Source organism: Streptomyces albidochromogenes (assembly GCF_005981925.1).
Classification (GTDB): domain Bacteria; phylum Actinomycetota; class Actinomycetes; order Streptomycetales; family Streptomycetaceae; genus Streptomyces; species Streptomyces albidochromogenes.
This window is the reverse complement of record NZ_VBVX01000719.1, coordinates 1-631: the sequence shown is the minus strand read 5'-3', so window position 1 is coordinate 631 and position 631 is coordinate 1. Positions and strand designations below refer to the sequence as shown.

Here is a 631-nt window from a genome sequence, read left to right as displayed (position 1 = left end):
CCCACAGGACATTCAATTGCTGGTCACGGCGCTGGGCAGCGTGCTCGCGCTGGTCGCACTCATCGTTTCCCGGTCCAAACTGCATCCGCTGCTGGCGTTGCTGATCGTCTCCGTGGCGGCCGGCCTGTTCACGGGCATGCCGCTGGACAAGCTGGTCAGCGCGATTTCCGCAGGCGCGGGCAAGACGCTGGGCGCGGTCGGACTGGTGGTGGCGCTGGGCGCCATGCTCGGCAAGATCCTGGCGGATTCCGGCGTCACCGACAGCCTGGCGAATGCCATCCTGGAGCGCGCTTCGCGGAAGGCGCTGCCATGGGCGATGGCCGGCGTGGCCTTCATCGTCGGCATACCGATGTTCTTCGAGGTCGGGCTGGTCGTCTTGCTGCCGCTGATCTTCGGCGTGGCCCGGAGGCTGGAGGCCGAGCAGGAAGGCACCGGTTCGGCCTACGTGTACGTCGGCGTGCCGGTGATCGCCGCCCTGGCGGCCATGCACGGCATGGTGCCGCCCCATCCAGGCCCGCTGACGGCGATCGCCACGCTGAAGACGAACGTGGGCGCCACCATGATCTACGGCTTCATCGCCGCCATCCCGGCCATCGTGCTGGCGGGGCCGGTGTACGGAACATTCATCGCC

The 631-nt window shown here is 68.1% G+C and carries 1 protein-coding gene; it reads left to right on the top strand.

The features are described from left to right. A partial coding sequence (locus E2E34_RS34920; protein ID WP_244316413.1) for a GntP family permease occupies nucleotides 1-631 on the top strand: 631 nt, incomplete at both ends.